The organism is Acidobacteriota bacterium (assembly GCA_034211275.1).
In the GTDB taxonomy this organism is placed as follows: domain Bacteria; phylum Acidobacteriota; class Thermoanaerobaculia; order Multivoradales; family JAHZIX01; genus JAGQSE01.
On sequence record JAXHTF010000036.1, the window covers coordinates 1 to 18,423 of the forward strand.

An 18,423-nucleotide genomic window follows, 5' to 3' on the forward strand; every position below is an offset into this window, starting at 1 on the left:
GGACGACGAAGCGGTTGCGGAAGCCGATGAGGAAGAAGATGTGGACCAGCAGCCAGGAAAGCCAGGCGAGGAAGCCGGAGAGGCGGAGCTTGCCGAGGACGGCCACTGCGGACTTGCGGCCGAGGGTGGCCATGGAACCTTTGTCCTTGTAGACGAAGGGCTTCGGCGGCTGGTTGCGGAGGGCGCGGCGGATGTTGGCGGCGGCGTGCTCGCCTTGTTGGATGGCGGCGGGGGCGACGCCGGGGATCATTTCGCCGTCCTGCTCCAGGTGCACCAGGTCGCCGGCGATGACGACCTCCGGATGGCCGGGGATGGAGAGGTCGGGCTCGACTTTGACTCGACCGGCTTTGTCGAGGGGGACGCCGAGGCTCTTGGCCAGGGGGGAGGCGGCGACGCCGGCGGCCCAGAGGACGGTGCGGGCGGGGATGCGTTCTTCGCCGCAGGTGACGCCGTGCTCGTCGATCTCCGTCACCATGGTCTTCGTGCGGACCTCGACCCCTAGATCCTCCAGCTGCTTTTGGGCCTTGGCGGAGAGCTCCGGCGGGTAGGGCGGGAGGACGCGGTCGGCGCCTTCCAGCAGCAGGATGCGGGCTTCGCTGGGGTCGAAGTGGCGGAAGTCCCGCACCAGGGTGTGGCGAGCGATCTCCGACAGGGCGCCGGCGAGCTCGGCGCCGGTGGGGCCGGCGCCGACCACCACGAAGGTCAGGTGCTCCCGACGTTCTTCGTCGCTGGTGGCGGTTTCGGCGCGCTCGAAGGAGAGCAGCACCCGGCGGCGGATCTCCAGGGCGTCCTCGATGCTCTTGAGCCCCGGTGCCAGATCGCGCCATTGATCGTTGCCGAAGTACGAGTGGGTGGCGCCGGTGGCGATGATCAAGTGGTCGTAGGGCAGCGGGGCGCCGGGATCGAGATGCACCAGCCGTGCCTCCGGGTCCACCTCCGTAGCCTCTGCCAACAACACGTCGGTGTTCTTCTGTTTGTGCAGAATGCGGCGAATGGGCTCGGCGACGTCGATGGCGCTGAGGCCGGCCATGGCTACCTGGTAGAGCAGGGGCTGGAAGAGGTGGTGGTTGCGGCGGTCTACGACGGTGAGGCGCACCGGCGCTTTGGCCAGGGCGCGGGCGGCGTAGAGGCCGGCGAAACCGCCGCCGAGGATGACCACGCGGGGAAGTTGTTCGTTCATCAGGGGTCTTTCTGAGCCGCCGACGGAGAGTGCCGGGATCCCGGTGCCGGGGGCGGCGTCCGCCGGGTAGGGCTGTTCAGTTGGCCGTCCAGGTTGGGCCGTTCGGGTTGGGTCCCTCGGCTAACCCGTGCGCACCTCGGCGTCGACCTGATCTTCCCCTTCCGTACGGGCGATGATGGCGGCACCGCAGGAGTCGCTGAAGACGTTGACGGCGGTGCGGTACATGTCCAGGGGGCGGTCGATGGCGAGCATGGCGCCGACGATGAGGTCCACTTGCGGGCCGCGCAAATCCACCGAGTTGAGCACCAGGAAGATGATCACCAGGCCGGCGGAGGGCACCGCAGCGGCGCCGATGGAGGCCAGCAGGGCGGTGAGCACCACCGTCAGCTGCTGCATCAGGGAGAGCTCGATGCCCATGGCCTGGGCGATGAAGAGCACCCCGGCGCATTCGTAGAGGGCCGTGCCGTCCATGTTGATGGTGGCGCCCATGGGGAGCACGAAGGAGCTCACCTTGTTGGAGGCTCCCACGCGCTTTTCCACCGCGTTCATGGTCACCGGCAGGGTGGCGGCGGAGGACGAGGTGGAGAAGGCCATGGTCAGGGGCTCGAGCATGTTGCGGAAGTGGATCCCCGGGCGGATCCGGCCGAGCACGATGAGCAAGATCGGCAGGGTGACGAAGAGGTGCACCGTCAGGGCGCTGGCGATGGTCACCATGTACATGCCCAGAGCCCGGAAGGCTTCCGCTTCCAGGGTGTTGGCGGCGCGGGCCATGAGCCCCAGCACGCCGATGGGGGCGAGGCGGATGATCCAGCCGGTGAGCAGCATCACCGCCTGAAAGGCCGACTCGAAGAAGTCCAGGAGGCTGGTCCGAGGCTTCTCCGGCAAATGGGCGGTGGCTAGACCGAAGAGGATGGCGAAGAGGATCAGCGACAGCATGTCGCCGTTGGCCGCCGCCTGCACCACGTTCATGGGCACCATGTCCAGGAGCAGGTCCACCGGCGAGCTGGGGGTCTCGATGGACGGCGGCCGGGCGGTGTCCTCCGCCAGGTTGGCGCCGACGCCGGGCTGGATCAGGTTGACCGCCACCAGGCCCACCACCACCGCCAGGAAGCTCGACAGAACGTAATAGCCGAGGGTCTTGCCGAACATCCGGCCGAGGGTGCGCCCGCCGCCCACGGAGGCGACGCCGGAGATCACCGAGGTCAGCACCAGGGGCACGATGATCATGCGCAGCAAGCGCACGAAGAGGGTGCCGAGCCAGCCGAGCTTGTCGGCGGCGACGGCGCCAAAGAGGTCGTTGCCACCGAGCATCAGCCCGACGATCATGGCGGCGATGATCTGCCAGTGGAGCTTGCGGTACCAGGGACGAACGCTGGGAGCTTGACCTTCTTGCATGCCTGGACGGTATGGCATCGGCCCCGTTGGGCGCAAGGCCTAGCCTTTCGGCAGCTTGAGCACCAGAGAGGCGGTGGTGGTGGTGTCGGTGGTGTCGAAGCCCGGCACCGGGAGGTTGTCGTAGCGGAGCTGGTAGGCCACCTTCAGAGCCCAGGCGCTGGTCAGCGCTGCCTGGACGCCCACCTCGCCGTCGAAGCGATAGTCGTCGCTGACGTCGAAGTTGGGGTAGTAGGTGAGCTTGGAGGTGGCGGAGGCGTTCTCGGACAGCTGCCACGAGCCCGCCAGCTTGAAGAGGGCGCCGAAACTGTCGTCGCTGGTGTCGGCGTCCGGGTTGGCGGGGTCATCCACCAGCTCCTCGCGGGTCCAGGTCAGGGCGGCGGTGGTGGCGAAGGTCCAGGTCTCGTTGTCCACCCACTGCTGCTTCAGACCCAGATCGGCCACGGTGCGCAGATCGACGCCGGTGAAGCGATCCTCCAGCAGCGACAGCCCGGCGGTGAGGGAGAGGCGCTCGGTGAGCTGGCGGCTGCCGTGGGCGAAGGCGCCGTAGCGCTCGGCGGTGGTCTCGTTGTCCTCTTCGGCGCGCAGGGCGTTGGCGCCGGCCTCCAGGCTCCAGACCTCCCACTCCTTCGTATATTCCAGATCGAAGCCACCGGAGGAGGTGTCGGAGTTGCCGGAGGTGGCGACATAGCTCAGGCCGAGCTTGAGCTCCCAGGTGGGCTCGGGGGGTTCCGGGGCGGCTTCCGGCTCCTGGGCGAGGGCGGGCAGCGTGGCGAGAAGGACCAGGGCGATGAGGGTGGGGCGCAGGAGGGCACGAGGCTCGAACATGAAGAATCTCCGATGATCTGAGGCTGGGTCGTTGACGATGGGCAGTGTTGGTTGCGGCGTGGGGGATGAACGAGCGGCGGCGAGATCCCGGCATCGAAGCCGGTGGAGCCGCCGGTGAAAGCTATGCTATCCAATCTGCAAACCCTATGCCCATGGGGGTCAGGAGCTGGGTCGGGTTGGCGGTTTGGCTGCCGAGCAAGGCCGACCGGCGATCGCCCTGTTGCGCTTCCGAAGCCGGGGCGACGGAGGGTTCGGATAGCATGGCGAGCAACGAGGTACCGTGCCCATGAGCTCTCCGATCGTTGTCGGGATCAACCGCACCCAGGACGCCAGCATCTGCGCCATGGACGCCGAGGCGGTGCGCTTCAGTGTCCAGAAGGAGCGGCTGACCCGAGTCAAGCACGCCTGGGGCCGGCGCGGGGATCTGAAGTCGATCTATCGCCCCCGGCTGCCTCAGCTCGCCGATCCGGTGGATCTGGTGGTGGAGTGCTACTCCTCGGATCCTCAGGTGAAGTATCTGGCGGAGTACCGGGCGGAGCTGGAAGAGTGCCTACGCTTCCGCGAGGCACCGCGGGTGGTGGAGGTCTCCCATCACCTGGCCCACGCCTACGGCTCCTTTTTCCCCGCGGGATTCTCTCGGGCGGCGGTGATGGTGGTGGATTTCCAGGGCAGCCCGGTCTCCCGGTTCACCGAGGGCTTTCCTCGCGAGGTCGCGGTCTCTGAGGCTGCTGTCTTCAGAGGGGCCGAGGATCCGGTGGAGGTAGCTTCCTATTACCTGGGGGACGGCCGGAGCCTGGAGTGCCTGGACAAGCAGCTGTGGAATCGCTCCGCCGGAGAGCTGGGAGGCCTGGGGTTTTTCTTCTACCAGACCACCCAATGCCTCTTCCCCGGGGCGGGCCGGGAGGGGATTCTCATGGGGCTGGCTTCCTATGGCGATCCCGACGCGCTGGGATTGCCGCCTCTCGAAGTCCGCGGTGGCCGGGTCATCATTCCCCGCCCCTGGTCCGATCTCTGGGCGGCGCCCTGGCCCTTCCGCTTCTTCATCGACGGCCAGGGCCGCTTCGAGGACTGCGCCCATCTGGCGGCGGCAGCGCAGCGGGCTTTCGAGGAGGCACTGGTGGAGCAGGCGCGTTGGCTGCGGCAGAAGACCGGCGCCGAGGCTTTGGTCTACACCGGTGGTTGCGCCCTCAACTGCGCCGCCAACGCTCGGCTGGTGCGGGAAGCGGGATACCGGTCGGTGTACATCCCGCCGGCTCCCCACGACGGCGGCACCGCCTTGGGTTGTGCGCTCTATGGGTTGGTGGAGGAGCTGGGGGTCACTCCCGGCTGGCGCTGGGCGGTGGACTTTCTGGGCCCTGAGCCGGAGCTGGAGCCGGCGCTGGCGGTGCTGGACGAGGATCCGGAGGTCGACCTCTGGCGGCCGGAGGATTGGGTGGAGACCGTCACCGCGGCGCTGGCCCGGGGAGAGGTGGTGGCGCTCTTCCAAGGGGGCAGCGAGTCCGGTCCCCGGGCCCTGGGGCATCGCAGCCTGCTGGCGGATCCTCGCTACCGGGCGATGACCGATTTCATCAACCGCGAGGTCAAGGAGCGCCAGTGGTTCCGGCCGCTGGCTCCGGTGGTGACGGAGCGCTCGCAGGGGGAGATCTTCGAGCTCCACCGCCCTTCCCCCTTCATGCAGCTGGCGGTTTCGGTGCGGCCGCCGTACCGGGATCGCATCCCGGCGGCGGTGCATGCGGACGGCACCGCCCGTCTGCAGACGGTGACGGCGGAGCACCACCCGCTCCTCTTCGCCCTGCTGGAGAGCTTCGGCCGCCGTACCGGTTTGGAGGTGCTGCTCAACACGTCGTTCAACGGTCCCGGGGAGCCCATCGTCGAGACGCTGCAGGAGGCGGTGGACTTCTTCCTCCAGCGGCCGGTGCATCTCCTCGCCGTGCCGCCGTACCTGATCCGCAAGCGCCGAGAGGTGCCCCATCCCTTGCGCACCTGAGGCCGCCGGTCCCGGGGGCGTCGTCGCCGTCACCCTGGACGACCTTCCGAGCCTGGTGCTGGATGCCGGCCGAGGGCTTTGCGAAACCTCGTCGCCGAGGGCATGCAGTGCCCTCAGCGAGGAGCTGTTGAGGGTCCTGGCAGACCGTGAGATCCCGGCGGCGGTTTTCGTCAACAGCGGGTTGATGGCGGGGATGGAAGATCTGCTCCAGCGTTGGCACTGCGTCGGCGTCGAGTTGGGCAACCACACCGCTACCCACTTCGGCGTCGACCGGGGCTCGCTGGATCGGTGGTGTGAGGAAGTGACTCTGTGCGAAGACGCTCTCCGGGACATCACCGGCCGCGCACCGGCCTTCTTTCGCTACCCCTACCTGCGCTACGGCGTCGACCCCCGGCGCCGACGAGCAGCGGCCCGCTTTCTGGAGCACCGGGGATACACCGTAGCCCACATCAGCGCGCCGACGGCGGACTGGCTGCTGGCGATGCACTATCGTGGAGCTCTCGAGGCCGGCGATGAGCTGCTGGCCGAGGGACTGCGGCAAGCCTTCGTGCACCACGTGGTGAGCACCCTCGAGGCGGCGGCGGCCGTGGCCCACCGGTGCCTGGGCCGGGACGTGTGTCAGATCCTTGGCCTGCACGTGCACCGGCTGGCGGCCGACGGTCTCGGGGCGGTGCTGGATCGGCTGCGGCGTCGTGGCTACCGCTTCATCTCCTTGCGGCGGGCGCTGGACGACCCGGTCTACCGCGACCCGGAAGTGATGCGGCGTCATGTCCGGGGTAGCTGGCTCCTGGGTCTCGAGGCCTGCCGGCTCGGTCCTGAGGGGCCCCGTGAGGATTGGTTTCGCCTCGAAGAGGTGCGGCTCCTGCGGCGATTCGGCTCGCCGCTTCCGTTGGGGTGATGGCAGCGTAGAATGCTGGCCGGAGGTGTTGGATGTATACGACGGATCCGAGCAGAGGACGGATGAGCTTCGGGGGCTTCGGCGGCGGTGGGCCGGTGGCGCAGGATATTTGGATCTTGTTGGGGGTGGTGCTCTTCACCTTCTCGCTGCGCTTTTTTTCCGGCGTGCAGCTGATCCCGGCGCTCCTGCAGCTGACCCCGCTGGTCTATCAGCAGGGCTTCCTGTGGCAGCTGGTGACCTATCCCTTCATAGGCACCGGCGTGCCGAGCCTGTGGTTTCTCATCGAGCTGCTGATCCTCTTCTGGTTCACCCGCGACGTGTTCAACGCGCTGGGGCGCAAGCGCTTCTGGCGCACGGTGATGACCAGCGCCTTCGCCGGTGCGCTGGTGGCGAGCCTGGTGCAGCTGATCTCGGACCTGGCTGCCGGGAACGGCCTGCTCCAGCCCTTCGTGCTGATGCAGGGCCAGCGCATGCTGATGACCATCGTCATCGTCGCCTTCGCGGTGCTCTACGCCCAGGCGACCATCCTGCTCTTCTTCGTCTTGCCGGTGCAGGCGCGGTGGTTCGTGTGGATCGTCGTGCTCATGGCCTTCATGGGCTTCTTGGGCTCGAAGGATCTGGCGGGCTTCCTCGGTCTGCTCACCGCGGTGGGCATGACCATCGCCCAGCTGCGCGGCGGCTTGAACAACACCCTGCGCCGTTGGTGGCTGCGGATGCGGCAGAAGATGTACCAGAGCGAGCTGAAGCGCATGCGGGACAAGCGGGGCATGCGGGTGGTGCCCGGCGGCAAGGAAGATGCGGGAAGGCGCGGGCCGTGGGTGAATTGAGCCCTGCTGAGCTCGCCACGGGGACCCCGGAGCTACCCCTCGGCCGACGGGAGCTAGAGCAGGCCCACCAGCGTTTGGCGCCCCACGTGCATCGGACGCCGGTGCACACCTCCGCCTTCTTCGACCAGCGGCTGGAGGCGCGGCTGTTTTTCAAATGCGAGAACTTCCAGAAGGTCGGAGCGTTCAAGATCCGCGGCGCCACCAACGCCGTGCTCTCCCTGAGCGACGAGGAGCGCCGCCGCGGCGTGGTCACTCACTCCAGCGGCAACCACGCCCAGGCCCTGGCGCTGGCGGCCCGGCAGCAGGGCGCCCGGGCGGTGATCGTCATGCCCAGCAACGCGCCGGCGGTGAAGCGGGCGGCGGTGGAGGGCTACGGCGCCGAGGTACGCACCTGCGAGCCGACGCAGGCGGCCCGGGAGGAGACGGCGGCGGCGGCGGTGGCGGAGACCGGCGGGATCTTGATCCACCCTTTCGAAGATCTGCGCATCATCGCTGGCCAGGCTTCGGTGGCCAAGGAGCTGTTGGAGGACGTGCCGGATCTCGATCTGCTGGTGCCGCCGGTGGGGGGCGGTGGCTTGGCTTCGGGGACGGTGCTGGCGGCGCGCCACTTCGGGAGCTCCGGCGGCGGGACCCGGGTGCGGGTGCTGGGGGCCGAGCCCGCCGGCGCCGATGACGCCCGGCGCTCCCTGGAAGCCGGGAAGATCGTTCCCCTGGAGCGCCCTCGGAGCATCGCCGACGGTCTGCTCACCACCGTCGGTGAGATCACCTTCCCGATTCTGCGGGCCGGGCTCGAAGGCATTGTGACGGTGGAGGACGACGAGATCGTTGCCGCCATGAGGCTGATCTGGGAGCGCATGAAGCTGGTGGTGGAGCCCTCGGCGGCGGTGCCCCTGGCGGCGTTGCTCAAGGGGGAGAGGAAAACTCGGGGCCTGCGGATCGGGGTGATCCTCTCCGGCGGCAATGTCGACCTGGGCCACCTGCCCTGGAATCGCTGACCGGTTGACCCGAGAGCCTCAGCCGGGGCGCAAGAAGCGACTGCCGAGGGCGGTGAACAGGGCGGCGAAACCCAAGAGCGCCAGCGACGGTACCACCACCGCCTCCAGGCCGCGGCCGAAGGAGATGAGGCTGTGGAAGGCGTCCATGGCCCAGGCGGTGGGAAAGATGTGGCCGGCGGCGCGCAGCCATCCGGGCATCACTTCCGAAGGCCAGAAGCAGCCGCCGATGGCGGCCATCACCAGGGTGCTGAGCCAGCCCACCGAAGAAGCCTGTTCCTGAGTTTCCAACACCGCTCCCACCAGGGTGGCGAGGCCGGCGGCGGCGGCGGCGTAGCTGAGCAGCACCAGCGCCAGCCCGCCGGGAGACGAGCCCCAGGAGACTCCGAAGAGGAAATGTCCCGCTGCCACCAGGACCACGATCTGCAATCCCGCCAGCAGCAGCCGGCCGAGGAGCTTGCCGGCGAAGATTTGCCCGTAGGTGAGGGGCAGGCCGGCCTGGCGACGCAGGGTTCCCTGCTGTTTTTCCTGGGTCAGGAAAACGCCGCCGTAGATCACCGTCATCATCAGAACGATGAAGGTCAGGGTTCCCGGAACGCTCTGGGCCATGCCCTGGGGCACCGGCTGTCCCTGGCCGGCGGTGGCGACCTGCAGGCGCACCCGCGGCGGGCGCGTCGAGAGGCGCTGGAGCTCCTCGGCCAAAGTGCCGTTCAGAGCCGTGTTGCCGGCGGTCTCGAAGCTGCCTTCGCCGGAAGCTTCTTCTGGGGTTCCTTCCTCGACCTCATCGTTGGGCTCGGAGCTCTGCGAGGCCACGTCCCAGGTTTCCGCCATGCGCCCCAGCAGCCGTCCCAGGACCCGCACCACGTGCATCTGCGCCGCGATCGTGTATTGGGGGTTGGCGTTGCCGCGGCTGGCCAGCTGGAGGGTTTGTTGGTCGCCGGCCAGCGCCCCGGTGGTGAAGCCCGCGGGGATGATCAGCACCCGCGCCGGGTCCTCGTGCTCCTCCCGTTCCTCCGGAGCCAGCGAGCCCAGGAGCACCAGGGAGATGCTGTCGTCCTCGAGCTCCTGAATCAGCGCGTCCGCCAGCCAGCCGCCGTCTCGGTCTTCCACCGCCAGGTAGATCTGGGAGGCTTCGCCGCCCCCGCCGCCCATCTGGCCGAAGAGCCACATGAAGGCGATGGGCAGGATCAGCATCCAGACGAAGGCGGCGCGGTCGCGCACCGTCAGGCGCAGGTCGTTGATCGCCAACAGCCAGATTTTGCGCCCGCCGTTCACGCTAGCGCTCCCTGCCGCAGCCGGCGGCCCAGGAGAGTGGATCCGGTGGCCAGGAGGACGGCACCGAGGACGCTCAGCACCGCGATGTTGGTCCAGACGCCGACGACGTCGGCGCGCTCCAAGAGCAGCGCCTGGAATCCTTGGGTCGCCCAATAAAAGGGAGTGACGGGGGCCACGGCCTGCACCGAGGCGGGCAGCGCGTTGAGGGGCAGAAAGCTGCCGCTGGCGAAGGCCATGACCAGATAGACCACCGACGAGATGGTAGCGCCCTGCTTGGGAGTGCGGGCGAGACCGTAGAGAGTCGCGGCGGTACCGGTGATGGCGAGCACCAGGCTGCCGGCGAGGAGGGCGAAGGCCGGCAGGGAGACTCCCCGGCCGCCGATCCACCACGCCGCCAAGGACAGCAGCATCAATGAGAGGCAGGACACCGCGGCGGTGCTCAGGGCCTTGCCGGCGACCACCGTGCCCGTGCCCAGGGGGGCTACCAGCTGGCGGCCCAGGGTGCCCCGTTCCGACTCCAGCAGGAGGTCGCGCATGACGTGATCTCCGAGGGTGAAGAGGGCGAAGACCGCGATGCCCGGCAGGATGAAGAGAAAGATGGTGGTGGTCTGGGAGATGGGCTCTTCGCCGGAGCTCTCTTCCGCTTCCTCCTCTGGGCTCGGGGCGCTGAGGCTTCCCGGGTCCGCTTCCTCAGCCTGGAGATCTTCCAGCGACGCGGTCTCCAGGGTGATCAACGGTGGAAAGAGCACCGGGCCGGCGCGGGTCACCACCTGGTTTACCGCCACCGCGATCTCCGAGACCTGCTGGTCCGATGGGTTCTCGCCGTCTCCCCGGAGGAAGGTCGTGACCCGGCTCAGGGGCTGGTCGAGCAAATAGCTCGCCGAGGACAGCCCTTCCGCCAGCACAGTGGTGATCTGTTCGGCGATCTCCGGCAGGATGCTTTGGGCCGGATTGCGAATCAGCTCCAGGGTCACGGTCCGGCCTTCCAGCAGGTCCTCGGTGAAGTTCTCCGGCAGCCGTAGCAGCGCCGAGGCTTCTCCCGCTTCCATGCGCTGGAGGCCTTCCTCTCCCACTGCTTCGATGTCGAAATACTCCGCCGCCTGCTCGGCGGTGAAGGCGGAGCGGACGAGGTTCCCCGCCAGGCCACCGTCCCGATCCTCGATGAGCAAGTGCACCCGGGGGACCGACGGCTCGCCGCCTCCCCCGAAGCTCAGCGCCAGCAGGCCGGCGAAGACCAGGGGAAAGGAGAGCATCAGCAGAATCGCCAGGGGAGCCCGACGATGTCTCCGCAGATCCTTGACCACCATGGCGGCGAGAATGGAAAGGCGCCTCATCAGTCGCGCAGCTCCCGGCCGGTGAGCTTGAGGAAGAGACCGTTGAGACTCGGGGGCTGGATGGCGATGTGCTCCACCTCCAGCTCCGAAATCGCCTGCAGCAGCTCCATGACGGCGCGGCTCGAGCCGCCGGTGGAGAGGATCATGCGCTGGTCTTCGCTGCTCAGCACCTCGAGGCCGCGGATGCCTTCCACCCGCAGCCGCACCACTTCGTGGCTGAAGGAGCCGGTGAGGGTCACCGTCTCCTCCTCTCCCACCATGGCCTTGAGCTCGTCCAGCGTGCCTTCCGCCAGGATGCGGCCGTGGTCCATGATGGCGATGCGGTGGCACAGGCGCTCCGCCTCTTCCAGGTAGTGGGTGGTGTAGAGCACGGTGGTGCCGCCGGCGGCCACCGCTTCCACCACCTCCAAGATATTGAGTCGTGCTTGGGGATCGATGCCCACCGTCGGCTCGTCCAGCAGCACCGCTCGCGGCTGATGCACCAGGCCGATGCTCAGATTGAGGCGCCGCTTCATGCCGCCGGAGAAATTCTTCACCGGCTCGTCCGCCCGCTCCTCCAGCCCCACTTGCTCCAGAGCCCGGGTGCAGGCGCGGTCCAGCTCCTTGCCCCGGAGGTCGTAGAGCCCGGCCCAGAAGCGCAGGTTCTCCCGCGCCGACAGTTCCTCGTAGAGAGCGACTTCTTGGGGCACGACTCCCAGCTGCCGCCGGAACGCCACCGGGTCGGCGGCAAGGTCGATTTCGTCGAAGCGAACGCGGCCGGAATCCGGGGCCAGCAGGCCGATCATCATCGACAAAGTGGTGGTCTTGCCGGCACCGTTGGGGCCGAGGAGACCATAGATCTGGCCCTCTTCGACGCGGAAGGAGATTCCGTCGACGGCGCGGATATCCCCAAAGCTCTTGGTCAGGTTTTCGACCTGGATCACGAAGTTCTTCCTCCTGCCTAGACTACGCCCAGGTGCCGGTGCGGGTTGCAAAGTGCCTTGGGGACGTACTATACCGGGCGGAGTCTGCGGTGCTTCGGAAGTGTTCGTTGGAAGGAGCTTGTCGATGAGCCGATCTTCGCGCTGGTGGTTCGCCACCATTCTTTTGGTTGGGTCTCTCGTGCTCGGCGCCGAGGGGAGCCAAGCGCCGGTGCTGACCGGTCCTTTTGGCCTCGAGGCGGGGGCGGGACGGGAGCAGGTGGAGGAGGTGCTGGGGGAGCTCTCGCCGGTGCGGCCGGCGGTGTTCATGACCTCGTCGGTACCGGGGGATTGGCCTCACCTGGAAACCCTCTCACTGGTGATCACGCCCAACCAGGGGCTCTGTCGATTGCAGGCCACCACGGCTTTGTTCCCCAGCGCCGCCGACGGTGCCGAGGTGCGGCGACGCTTCGCGGAGCTTCAGCAGCGGTTGACTCAGAGCCACGGTGAGCCCAGCTTGCTGGATACGGCGGACGGGAAGAGCGCTGGGGAGAGCTGGATGGCGGATCTGCGGCAAAAGCGGGCGGCGCTGGTGGCGGTGTGGAATGCTGCCGGCGGCTCCGAGTTGGGATTCAACTTGGCGAGCGTGACCTTGAGCGCTCGCGCCCTCAAGGACGATGAGGCCTTCCTCACCGTCGACTACCTCTACACCATCTGGGACTATTGCCGCCCGGCGCTGGAAGCTGCGGAGGCGGCCGCGGAGGCCGCCGCGAAGAATGCCGAAGGTGCGCCATGACGCCGCCGACCCATGGGCGGGCGCTGGCCGACTTGCCGGGCTCCAATACCGGAGAAGGTGCCGAAGAGATCTTCGAGCGTTTGGCGGGACGGGAAGGCGTGACCATCGAGCGCATCGTCTCTCACGGGCACCATTCTCCCGAGGGGTTCTGGTACGACCAGGAGCAGTCGGAGTGGGTGATGGTGCTCCAGGGGCGGGCGGTGTTGGAGATCGAAGGCCGGGACGAGCCGCTGCACCTCGAACCCGGCGATTGGGTCGACCTCCCCGCCCATTGCCGCCACCGCGTCGTCTCCACCGATCACCACCAGCCGACGGTGTGGCTGGCGGTGCATTATTGAGCGTCTGCACGTTGGAAGGCGGGGCCTTCCCGGAAAGAGATCAGCTCTCCCGAGCCGGCGCCAACAGCACCAGATACTCCACGTTGCCGCGTTTCTTGCCCTTGCCGCCGAGGATGGGAGAGCGGGTGGAGCCGAGCACGTCCACTCCCAGCTGCGGCAGCTCGCCCAAGACCCGCTGGTGCACCTCCTCCGCCACTTCCTCCGGCAGCACCCCGCGGTCGAGGTGGGTCTCCTCCTCCGGCGTCACCTCGTAGTGGGGTTTGACCAGGGAGACGATGCGGCCCTCGCCGCTTTTTTCGACCCAACGCAACGCCGCCGGTACGGCCTTCGCTTGGCGGGTCCAGCTCAAATCCACCACCAGCAGGTCCACCGGTTCCTCCGGTGGCTCGGCGTGGAGGGCGTTGGTGCGCTCCCGCACCACCACCCGCGGATCGATGCGCAGCCGGTAGTCCAGCACCCCATACCCCGTCTCCACCGCCGTCACCTCCGCAGCGCCGTGGCGCAGCAGGCAGTCGGTAAAGCCCCCGGTGCTCGCGCCCAAATCCGCACACCGCAGCCCTTCCACCGGCAGCCCGAACTCCCGCAACGCGTGCTCCAGCTTCAGGCCTCCGCGGCTGGCGTAGGGTTTGTCTTCATCGGCAGGCTTGTTCTTGGTCACGAGCTGTCTCCCTCCGGGACCGGCCGGAGTCTCCGGCGTTCGCAAATCTATCCGCTGTAGAGTAGCCCACCATGAGCCACCCCACTTCCCGCGATCCAGTCTTTCCCCGCCACGCTGGCGCCGGGGAAGGGGTGCGGTTTCGGGCGCGAGGGCATCGCAACATCAAGGCGAGCCACGGCAAGAGCCTGGAGATCACCCGCGAGACCGAGCTCACCGAGCGGGGTACCTGCATCGTCGGCGTGGCGGCGGATTTCGAGCCGCGGCGGGTGGCCTTGGTACGGGGGCCGGTGGTGTTGCGGCTGCGGGTGGGGGAGCTGGAAGATGAGGTGCGGGCGGTGGTCACGCCGCACATGGCGGCCCGGGAGACCTTGGTGCTGCGGCGCAGCGACCAGCGCGCCGGGCGGACCTTCGCCTTCGCCGCGGACAAGGGAGCGCGGGATCTGGACCGGAAGCTGACCGAGGCCTTGAGGAATCCAGCGGCGGTGCTGGAGGTGGAGATCGAAGCGTTGCCCTCCGAGGAGCTGCCAGCGGTGGAGGAGGATGACGCCGGAACCTATCGCCCAGCCCTCACCGGAGCCCTCTACGTCGTGTCGAGAGCCCAGGCGGAGCATCCGAGCGAGGAGCTTCAGCGGCTACTCTCCGCGGTGGATGCGGTGATCACGGTCGATCCCCTGCCGGATTGGATGATGGCGCTGGATCCGCCCGTGGAGCAGTGGCCCCTGACCAGCGCCGTGGCCCCCGACGAAGCGGTGACGGCGGCGGCGGACGCGCTGAGCGCCGGGGCCCGGCTGGCGTTGCTGCTGGACGAGGGGACCCTCGCCGCCGAATCGCCGGAGCGGGCCCTGGTGCATGCCGCCTGGGAGCGTCGGGTGACTGTCACTCCTGGGCCCACGACGCCGACCTGGTGGGCGGTGGCGGCGGCGGCAGGGATCGCCCATCCGCCGTTGCAATGGTTGGGTGAGATACCCCGCCGGCGTCAAGAGTTGCGCACCGCTCTGACCCGGCGCCGCCACGCGGGTGCCTTGGTCGTCAGCGTCCCTGCGCGGCAGCTCGTCGTTCTGGGGGCGACTGCCACCGAGCTCCTGCCGGGATTTCGGGCGGTGGTGGTGGAAGACCCTGGTGGTCGCCGGGAGTGCTGGTGGCGAGGACCGGTGGAGGGCTTGGCCCAGTACGGAACGATCCGCTCCAAGATGTCAGCTCCCTGCTGGCTGGTACTGGATCCACCAGCCGGGGAGGATTCTTCGGACGCCGAGAATTCCACCGGAGCGGCCACTCCAGACGATCTGTTGCGAGCGTTGCTGGACCACGGCTTGCGAGTCAAGACCCTCTCTCCGGCTCTGGCAGCGGCTCAGGGCTGGACCCAGCGCCAGGCCTACCAGCACCTGCTGAAGCTAAAGGATGCAGTGAGCGGCCCGGAGGGTGGGGAGTGACGATGCGGATTCTCGAAGGCAAGCAGGAGCACGATCTCGACGCCGAGGCCCTGTGGGAGGAGCGCCGGGGCTACGAGCATTGCTTGGTGGACGTGGGCACCGGCGACGGACGCTTCGTGCTGCGCCATGCCAAAGAGCACCCCGACACCTTCTGCCTGGGGCTCGACGCCGTCGCCGACGCCATGCGCAAGGAGGCGGTGCGGGCGCGGCGCAAGCCGACCCGGGGCGGGGCGGCCAACGCGCGTTTCCTGGTGGCGGCGGCGGAGGATCTGCCGGGGCCCCTGGAGGGCATCGCCGACCTGCTGACGGTCAATTTCCCCTGGGGCTCGCTGCAGCGGATGTTGGTGGAGCCGGTGGAGCCTCAGCTGCGGCGGCTGGCTGCCCTGGCGGTGCCGGAGGCGCGGGTGGTGATCCTGCTCAACGCCAGCGTCTTCGACGACCACGACTACCGCGACCGCCTGGCCTTGCCGCCCCTGGACGCGGAGCGCGCCCGCCGCGAGCTGGTGCCCGCCTATGCCCGGGCGGGGGTCGTGGTGGACGAGGTGACGGAGCTCGCCGGCGAGATCCCCCACCGCACCTCCTGGGGCCAGCGGTTGGTGCGCGGTTCCGCTCGCTCGACGCTGATGTTGGTGGGGCGGCGGGTGGCTGACCTGAAGGCCCCGCGAGGGGTTGAAACCCCTCGCTAGTACATCTCGTCCCTGGCGGGACGACACCCCCACCCAGCCCAAGAACGCTGGGAGCACCAGCTCCGAGACGGCACTGGGGCAGCGGTGACCCGTTTCATTCCATTCGCCCCGCCGGTTCGCAGGCGGTGCCGTAACTAGTTTCACAACTCGTTTGCCCGTCGTGCTGTCGGATCCTCCGCGAGATATCATCCGCCCATGACGGAGCGGCAGCGGAAATTCCGCCTCACCGCCCTCGCCACCACCGGTGGCTGAGCGGCCAAAATAGGTCCGGGGGACCTTTCCTCGATGATCGAGCGGCTTACCGGCCTCGCCGGTGGGGACGGGAGAGTTGTGGTCGGGCCCCAAACCGCCGACGACGCCGGGGTGATGCGCTACGGCGACCGCGCCCTGGTGGCCACCGCCGACTTCATCACGCCGGTGTGCGACGATCCCCGCCGCTTCGGGCGGGTGGCGGCGGCCAACGCTCTCTCGGACATCTTCGCCATGGGCGGCGAGGCGCTGCTGGGCCTCAACCTCTGCTGCTTTCCCGGTGCCGGGGCGCCGGAGGGCGTGCTGGCGGAGATCCTGGTGGGAGCCGCGGAGAAGTTGCGGGAGGCGGGGGCGGCGCTGCTGGGCGGTCACTCGGTGAAGGACGACGAGCTCAAATACGGCCTGGCGGTGATCGGCGAGGCGGATCCGGAGCGACTGCTCACCAACGCCGGAGCTCGCCCCGGGGATCGCCTGCTGCTGACCAAGGCCCTGGGCACCGGCGTGTTGGTCAACGCCTTCAAGGCGGATCAGCTCGACGAGGCCGGGCTGGAAGCGGCGCTGACGCAGATGGAGGTGCTCAACCTGGAGGCCTCCCGCCTGGCCTTGGCCCATGGCGCCCACGCCGCCACCGACATCACCGGCTTCGGGCTCGCCGGTCACGCTCTGGAGGTGGCCAAGGCTTCCGGCGTCGAGCTACACCTTCGGTATGGGGATCTGCCGGTGCTCAACGGCTTCTACCGCCTGGTCCGAGCCGGTGTCAGCACCGGCTGCACCGGTCTCAACCGACGCTACACCCAGGATTCTCTGGAGCTGCCGGACCTCTCCAAGGAGCAGGAAGAACTCCTCTTCGACCCCCAAACCTCCGGCGGACTGCTGATCTCGGTGTCGAAAGGCAGCGCCGAAGCCCTCCTCGGCGGCCTCCGCTCCACCGGCCTCGACGCCCGGGAGATCGGCTTCGTCCGCCGCGGGGAGCCGCGGTTGGTGGTTTCCTAGCCTCGTTCCCTCGTTACTGCGCCCAGTCAGTTGGGTAAGAAGTTGGCCTTTCGGCAGCCGACGGGGCCCCTCAAGGCCGGATCATCCCCCCGCGATTGTGGCGGGAGCCGGCGGGGGGGCTTTGGGGGGCCGGAGGGGTAGCTTGCGCGCCCGGGGCGGTGCGCTGGACGCGGCGATCCTCCAATTGGCGCTCGACCCGCTGGTGGGGCGTGCTCTGGTGATAGTGCTCGCCGGGGTGGCCGTGGGAGGGGCCGGGGCGAAGGGTGCCGGGCGGGTAGTAGGGATGCTGGCCGGGCGCGCCGTAGAGCGGGCCGAAGGTTCCCACGGGATAGAGGGTCTGGGCGGCGACGCCGTCGGCGGTCTCCCGCTGCTCGCGGGTGAGCTCCGCCTCCAGCCGCGCCAGCTCCACCTCCAGCCGGGCCTGCTCGATCTCGGTGCGCCGCCGGCGGTCGGAGAGGGCGCCTTCGAGGGTGAGGATGCGGTCGCGCTCCGCCGCCTGCACCCAACCACCGCGGAAGGCCACCTGACCTCGCCGTCGGCGGTATTCTTCCTCGGTTACCCAGCGGTCGTCGTCGAGAACGTAGCCCAGATCGTGCCGGGCTTCCGGATGGTCCGGATCGATGAGCAGCACCTCCTCCAGCAGTCGGCCGGCGAGGGTGTAGGCGCTCTGATTCTGGCAGTAGAGGGCTAGATCGTAGAGACCGTCGGCATCGTCCGGGGCCAGCTGGCTCAAACGTTCCAGCACCTCGTCCTCGATGGTGTCTCCCCACTCGATGGAAGCCACCAGATCCCGCGGGAAGGCCAGGCTGCCGTAGGGCAGGACGATCTCGATCTGGCCGTTCTCCGCATCTCGCACCTTGCCCTCCAGAGTGCGCCCGTTCTTCAGCTGGATGACGTCCGCAGCGACATCTGCGGCCGGGACCAGGAAGGTCAGGAGGAGGGCGGTGAAGGCTAGTCTCGGCAGCCGGGGGGTGCGGAGAAATGCGGGATGGGTCGTCGGGCGGTGCATGGAACCTCCATCGGCGCGGGTTGGCAGAGACACTACTACTTCAGAAAACGCTTTCGGTGGCCAAGGAATTCCGGTCGAGACCGCGGAACGGGAGGTGCTACCATCCGGCTCCGGCGCTGCCACCGACCACCGCCGAAGATCCCCCCGGTGTCGGACGAGCAAGACCGGAGAAAAAGGCCGGAAAAGAGCAAGGCCGAAAAAGAAGCGCCATTCAAGAAGCGCCGCTCAAGAAGTGCCGGCAAAGACAGGAGTCGAAACACCATGAGTCAGGACGTCCCCAACCAGTCTGAGCAAGATCAGACCCAGCCGCCGCAGGACAAGCAGATCACCCTCAACGTTCAGCTGGACGAGAAACGCATCGCCGAGACCATTCACTGGCATGCCACCGATGCTCCTCATCCGGAGCCCCAGGCCTGCGATGCCTTCCTGCTCTCCATCTGGGATGCGGCGAACAAGGCGACGCTGCGCATCGATCTGTGGACCAAGGAGATGAAGGTGGATCAGATGAACGCCTTCGTCCTCCAGACCCTGATGACCATGGCGGATACCTTCCAGAACGCCACCAACAATCAGGAGCAGGCGGACGAGATCCGCGCCTTCACCCAGGATCTAGCGACCCGTCTGCAGCTGCCGGCGGAAGAGTAGCTACCGG

Annotated in this window: 18 protein-coding genes; 10 read left to right on the forward strand and 8 right to left on the reverse strand. The window is 68.2% G+C overall.

The window, feature by feature from the left end; all coding sequences use genetic code 11:
- The 3 genes from SX243_08335 to SX243_08345 all read right to left on the reverse strand — a co-directional run.
- Window positions 1–1,180, reverse strand: a 1,180-nt coding sequence (locus SX243_08335) for an NAD(P)/FAD-dependent oxidoreductase (GenBank protein MDY7092964.1), incomplete at its 3' end; no start/stop codon positions are given.
- Window positions 1,181–1,300: 120 nt separating this feature from the next.
- Complete coding sequence (locus SX243_08340; GenBank protein MDY7092965.1) at window positions 1,301–2,575, reverse strand: dicarboxylate/amino acid:cation symporter; 1,275 nt, start codon at window positions 2,573–2,575, stop codon at window positions 1,301–1,303.
- Window positions 2,576–2,614: 39 nt separating this feature from the next.
- Window positions 2,615–3,400 carry a DUF481 domain-containing protein gene (locus SX243_08345; GenBank protein ID MDY7092966.1) on the reverse strand — a complete coding sequence of 262 codons (786 nt, stop codon included), beginning with the start codon at window positions 3,398–3,400 and terminating at the stop codon, window positions 2,615–2,617.
- Between the two features lie 286 nt (window positions 3,401–3,686).
- Here SX243_08345 and SX243_08350 point away from each other — a divergent pair, with 286 nt between their 5' ends.
- The 4 genes from SX243_08350 to SX243_08365 all read left to right on the forward strand — a co-directional run bounded on the left by SX243_08350 (window position 3,687) and on the right by SX243_08365 (window position 8,107).
- Window positions 3,687–5,387 carry a carbamoyltransferase C-terminal domain-containing protein gene (locus tag SX243_08350; protein ID MDY7092967.1) on the forward strand — a complete coding sequence of 567 codons (1,701 nt, stop codon included), beginning with the start codon at window positions 3,687–3,689 and terminating at the stop codon, window positions 5,385–5,387.
- Entirely contained in the window at window positions 5,371–6,285 is a 915-nt protein-coding gene (locus tag SX243_08355; GenBank protein ID MDY7092968.1) for a polysaccharide deacetylase family protein, read from the forward strand. The genes SX243_08350 and SX243_08355 overlap by 17 nt, the downstream gene beginning before the upstream one ends.
- 62 nt (window positions 6,286–6,347) lie before the next feature.
- Window positions 6,348–7,112 carry a hypothetical protein gene (locus SX243_08360; protein ID MDY7092969.1) on the forward strand — a complete coding sequence of 255 codons (765 nt, stop codon included), beginning with the start codon at window positions 6,348–6,350 and terminating at the stop codon, window positions 7,110–7,112.
- Entirely contained in the window at window positions 7,100–8,107 is a 1,008-nt protein-coding gene (locus SX243_08365) for a threonine/serine dehydratase (protein ID MDY7092970.1), read from the forward strand. The genes SX243_08360 and SX243_08365 overlap by 13 nt, the downstream gene beginning before the upstream one ends.
- A gap of 18 nt (window positions 8,108–8,125) precedes the next feature.
- Here SX243_08365 and SX243_08370 read toward each other — a convergent pair whose 3' ends face one another.
- From SX243_08370 to SX243_08380, 3 genes are read right to left on the reverse strand one after another with little or no spacing between them, the layout of a single operon-like run.
- Window positions 8,126–9,379 (reverse strand): ABC transporter permease, encoded by a 1,254-nt coding sequence (locus SX243_08370; GenBank protein MDY7092971.1) that lies wholly within the window; start codon window positions 9,377–9,379, stop codon window positions 8,126–8,128.
- The gene (locus SX243_08375) at window positions 9,376–10,713 is read right to left on the reverse strand and encodes an ABC transporter permease (protein MDY7092972.1); all 1,338 of its coding nucleotides are present in this window, start codon (window positions 10,711–10,713) and stop codon (window positions 9,376–9,378) included. The genes SX243_08370 and SX243_08375 overlap by 4 nt, the downstream gene beginning before the upstream one ends.
- A complete protein-coding gene (locus tag SX243_08380; GenBank protein MDY7092973.1) occupies window positions 10,713–11,636 on the reverse strand; it encodes an ABC transporter ATP-binding protein in 924 nt (307 codons plus the stop codon). The genes SX243_08375 and SX243_08380 overlap by 1 nt, the downstream gene beginning before the upstream one ends.
- 124 nt (window positions 11,637–11,760) lie before the next feature.
- On the opposite strand from SX243_08380, the gene SX243_08385 reads away from it, so the two are divergent.
- Both SX243_08385 and SX243_08390 read left to right on the forward strand, forming a co-directional pair.
- A complete protein-coding gene (locus SX243_08385) occupies window positions 11,761–12,408 on the forward strand; it encodes a hypothetical protein (GenBank protein MDY7092974.1) in 648 nt (215 codons plus the stop codon).
- The gene (locus SX243_08390; protein MDY7092975.1) at window positions 12,405–12,746 is read left to right on the forward strand and encodes a cupin domain-containing protein; all 342 of its coding nucleotides are present in this window, start codon (window positions 12,405–12,407) and stop codon (window positions 12,744–12,746) included. The genes SX243_08385 and SX243_08390 overlap by 4 nt, the downstream gene beginning before the upstream one ends.
- A 40-nt stretch (window positions 12,747–12,786) precedes the next feature.
- Here SX243_08390 and SX243_08395 read toward each other — a convergent pair whose 3' ends face one another.
- Entirely contained in the window at window positions 12,787–13,404 is a 618-nt protein-coding gene (locus SX243_08395; GenBank protein MDY7092976.1) for an SAM-dependent methyltransferase, read from the reverse strand.
- Between the two features lie 71 nt (window positions 13,405–13,475).
- Here SX243_08395 and SX243_08400 point away from each other — a divergent pair, with 71 nt between their 5' ends.
- The 3 genes from SX243_08400 (at window position 13,476) to selD (ending at window position 16,762) form a co-directional block, all read left to right on the forward strand.
- Window positions 13,476–14,834: a DUF371 domain-containing protein gene (locus SX243_08400; protein MDY7092977.1), complete on the forward strand. Its 1,359-nt coding sequence runs from the start codon at window positions 13,476–13,478 to the stop codon at window positions 14,832–14,834.
- The gene (locus SX243_08405) at window positions 14,831–15,520 is read left to right on the forward strand and encodes a class I SAM-dependent methyltransferase (GenBank protein ID MDY7092978.1); all 690 of its coding nucleotides are present in this window, start codon (window positions 14,831–14,833) and stop codon (window positions 15,518–15,520) included. The genes SX243_08400 and SX243_08405 overlap by 4 nt, the downstream gene beginning before the upstream one ends.
- A 261-nt stretch (window positions 15,521–15,781) precedes the next feature.
- A complete protein-coding gene (gene selD / locus SX243_08410; protein ID MDY7092979.1) occupies window positions 15,782–16,762 on the forward strand; it encodes a selenide, water dikinase SelD in 981 nt (326 codons plus the stop codon).
- Window positions 16,763–16,832: 70 nt separating this feature from the next.
- Here selD and SX243_08415 read toward each other — a convergent pair whose 3' ends face one another.
- Window positions 16,833–17,771 carry a hypothetical protein gene (locus tag SX243_08415; protein ID MDY7092980.1) on the reverse strand — a complete coding sequence of 313 codons (939 nt, stop codon included), beginning with the start codon at window positions 17,769–17,771 and terminating at the stop codon, window positions 16,833–16,835.
- Window positions 17,772–18,032: 261 nt separating this feature from the next.
- Between SX243_08415 and gldC the strand changes: the two genes are divergently transcribed.
- Window positions 18,033–18,416 (forward strand): gliding motility protein GldC, encoded by a 384-nt coding sequence (gene gldC, locus SX243_08420; protein ID MDY7092981.1) that lies wholly within the window; start codon window positions 18,033–18,035, stop codon window positions 18,414–18,416.
- Window positions 18,417–18,423: the final 7 nt, after the last annotated feature.